Source organism: Xanthomonas sp. SHU 166, assembly GCF_000364685.1.
GTDB classification, from domain to species: Bacteria; Pseudomonadota; Gammaproteobacteria; order Xanthomonadales; family Xanthomonadaceae; genus Xanthomonas_A; species Xanthomonas_A sontii.
Map to the genome: position 1 here is coordinate 1 of NZ_AQOJ01000757.1, position 3,406 is coordinate 3,406.

At 67.9% G+C, this 3,406-nt stretch carries 4 protein-coding genes; all 4 read right to left on the reverse strand.

What is annotated here, in order from left to right:
• Positions 1 to 699: MCP four helix bundle domain-containing protein (locus D180_RS17560; RefSeq protein WP_017913829.1), on the reverse strand; the 699-nt coding region annotated here is incomplete at its 3' end.
• 330 nt (positions 700 to 1,029) lie between these two features.
• Positions 1,030 to 1,362, reverse strand: a complete 333-nt coding sequence (locus tag D180_RS17565) for a non-heme iron oxygenase ferredoxin subunit (protein WP_017909656.1) — start codon at positions 1,360 to 1,362, stop codon at positions 1,030 to 1,032.
• Positions 1,359 to 1,895 carry a GNAT family N-acetyltransferase gene (locus D180_RS17570; protein WP_017913830.1) on the reverse strand — a complete coding sequence of 179 codons (537 nt, stop codon included), beginning with the start codon at positions 1,893 to 1,895 and terminating at the stop codon, positions 1,359 to 1,361. The genes D180_RS17565 and D180_RS17570 overlap by 4 nt, the downstream gene beginning before the upstream one ends.
• Before the next feature lie 161 nt (positions 1,896 to 2,056).
• Positions 2,057 to 3,307, reverse strand: a complete 1,251-nt coding sequence (locus tag D180_RS17575) for a cysteine desulfurase (protein ID WP_017913831.1) — start codon at positions 3,305 to 3,307, stop codon at positions 2,057 to 2,059.
• Positions 3,308 to 3,406 lie beyond the last annotated feature (99 nt).

Consider the following 3,406-nt stretch of genomic DNA (forward strand, 5'->3'; position numbering starts at 1 on the left):
CTCGGCGATGGCTTCGGCGGCGCGGGTGGCGCGGGCCAGCGGCACGGTCAGGCTGCGGGTGATCAGCCAGGCCAGCAGGCTGCTGACCAACACCACGGCCAGGCCGCCGGCGATCAGCAGGAAGCGGCCGCGCGCCATCACCGCGGTCGCATCGGCGTAGGCCTGTTCACCGTTGTTGCGTTGCCAGCTGGCGTAGGCGCTAATCGCCTCGCGCCAACGTTGAGTCGCCGGCGCGGCCTGCTGCAGCAGCACCTTCGTCGCGTCGTCGGACTTGTAGGTCAGGCCCAGTTCCAGCACTTGCTGGTTGACCTCGCTCGCCTGCGCGTAGGTCCGGTTCATCTGCTCGCGCAAGGCGCGATCGCGCGCGCTGGTGGCGGGGATGGCGAACAGCTTGGTGCAGTATTCGCGATAACGGCGCAGTTCCGTCACCATGATCTTGGCGAAGGCGATGTTCTCTTCCTGCGTGGTCGGCAGCACGATGTTGCGCAACTGGATGCCGATGTCCGAACTGGCATCGAGCATTTCGTTGGTATAGACGATGCTGGACACGGTGCGGCGGGCGACGGTGTCCAACTGGCTGCGCGCCTGCGAAAGGGTGACCAGGCCGCCGACCACCAGCCCGCAGGACAGCAGGATGAGCAGGCCGAACGCGATGGAGAGGCGTCTGGAGACGTTAAAGCGGTGCAGAAGAGCGGTCATGCTCTGGTCCTAGCAAGGGGGATGGGAGTACCAGGGGTGTCGCGTAACTAACCGATACGAAATGCAATGGATATTTCACGTAATCGTGACGAAGTTGCATATTCGTCTACATGGTCTCCCCTTAGCGGCCGAGAAATCGGGATCTTGAATCGGATTGATCGAGATGGTCTTTCCATCCGGTTACCGCCTTGCGGACGCGCACGCGCAACGTGCCAGCAAGCGTTGCGCTTGCTGCAGGTAAGGGAGCTTGATGTGGCGATCGCCGTGAGCGGCGCTGCAGAGATGACGAAGGACGCGGTTAGCGCCGGTTCGCGACGAAGACGCGTGGCCTCAACCGCGGTCGTCGCGCGTCCACAGCCCGCCGTGTTCGGACTTCACCGGGAACTTCGGCACCGGGCCGTAGGCCGGCGCGCACAGGGCGCGGCCGTCGCGCACGTCGAAGCGGGCGCCGTGCAGCACGCATTCGATGCTGCCGGCAGCAGGGTCGAAGGTGCCGGGGGACAGCTCGTAGTCCTCGTGGCTGCAGCGGTCTTCCAGCGCATAGAACTGACCATCGAAGTTGAACACCACGATCGGCGTGTCGGTCACTTCGTCCCACACCGTCTTCATTTCGCCGGGCGCCAGTTCGCCGTCGGCGCAGACGAAGGTCCAGGTCTCGCTCATGCGGCACCGCCCAGCGGCTTTTCCAGCACCTCGAAACGCAGGTCGTCGCGGCGGGGCAGGCCGAAGCGCGCATCGCCGTACGGAAACGGCTTCTTGATGCCGGTACGGCGATAGCCGCGGCGCTCGTAGAAGGCGATGAGTTCCTCGCGCAGATCGATCACGGTCATCCGCATCAGCGGCAACCGCCATTCCTGCCAGGCGATGCGTTCGGCCTCGGCCAGCACGGTCTTGCCCAGGCCGCTGCCCTGCGCCTGCGGCTGCACCGAGAACATGCCGAAATAGCCGGCGCCGTCCTCGTCGGCGACATGCGCGCAGGCGATCAATTCGCCATCGCGCTCGGCCAGCAACACCAGGCTGCGCGGGCGCAGGATGTCGGCGCGCAGCACCTCGCGGTCGATGCGGTTGCCGTCGAGCAGGTCGGCTTCGGTGGTCCAGCCGACGCGGCTGCTGTCGCCGCGATAGGCCGAGGTGACCAGGGCGGCGATGGCGTCGAGATCGTCGACGGTGGCGGTGCGGAAGGTGAGGGTGTGCATGGGCCGATTCTAGGGCGTGCCGCCGGGAATGGGGAATGGTGAATCGGGAATCGAAATGCGCGCTCTCAAGGAGGCGAGGACACGTTTTGCCCGCTAGGCACAGTCCGTACGTGGAGCGCTTTGCCGATTCCCGATTCCCTGCTCCCGATTCTCAGCTTCAATCACCCCAACAGCGCCCGCACCTTCCGCAACGCCGCCACGAAACGCTCGATCTCGGCGTGCGTGTTGTAGAACGCCAGCGAGGCGCGGCAGGTGGCGGCGACGCCGTAGAACTGCAGCAGGGGGTGCGCGCAGTGCTGGCCGGAGCGCACGGCCACGCCTTCCAGGTCGAGCAGGGTGGCCAGGTCGTGGGCGTGCGCGCCCTCGATCAGGAACGAGACCACCGCGGCCTTGCCCGGCGCGGTGCCGAACAGGCGCAGGCCGTCGATCCGCTGCAGTTCCTCGGTGAGGTGCGCGAGCAGTTCGCTCTCGCGCGCTTCCACGTGCTGCAGCCCGATCCCCTGCAGATAGTCCACCGCCGCGCCGAGGCCGACGAAACCGGCGATGTTGGGGGTGCCGGCCTCGAACTTGTGCGGCGGGTCGTTGAACACGGTGCCGTCGAAGCTGACTTCCTTGATCATCTCGCCGCCGCCCAGGAACGGCGGCATCGCCTGCAGGTGCTCGCGCCGCGCCCACAACGCGCCGGTGCCGGTCGGGCCGCACATCTTGTGGCCGGTGATGGCGTAGAAGTCGCAGCCGATCGCGGCCACGTCCAGCGGCCGGTGCGGCGCAGCCTGCGAGCCGTCGATGACGCTGACGATGCCGCGCTTGCGCGCCTCGCGGCAGATCTCGCGCACCGGGTTGACCGTGCCCAGCACGTTGGAGACGTGCGCCAGGGCCAGCAGCTTGACGTCGGCGGTCATCGCCGCGCGCAGCGCGTCCAGGTCCAGCGCGCCGTCGGCGGTGATCTCGGCGACCTTCACCGTGGCGCCGGTGCGCTGCGCGACCAGTTGCCAGGGCACGATGTTGGCGTGGTGCTCCATGCGCGACACCAGGATGGTGTCGCCGGCGCGCAGCCGCGGCAGTGCCCACGAGTACGCCACCAGGTTCAGCGCGAAGGTGGCGCCGCTGCACAGCACCAGTTCGTCGGCGCGCACGTTGAGGAAGCGCGCCAGCCGGGTCCGTGCGCCTTCGTAGGCCTCGGTCGCCTCGCTGCCGAGCGCGTGCACCGCGCGACTGACGTTGGCGTTGTGGCGGCGATAGAACGCATCGGTCGCCGCGATCACCTGCAGCGGCTTTTGCCCGGTGTTGGCGTTGTCGAAGTACACCAGCGGCTTGCCGTGCACTTCCCGCATCAGCAGCGGGAAGTCGCGGCGGACCGCATCCCAGTCCGGCGCCTGCGGCGTGGCGCTGTGCGCGGCGGGCCCGTTCATGCCACGCCTGCGGCGCTCAGCGCCCGCTCCAGCCGTGCCAGCAGGCCTTCGCCCAGCGCCGGCGCCAGCGTGCCGACCGGCTCGCGGCAGAACGCGGCG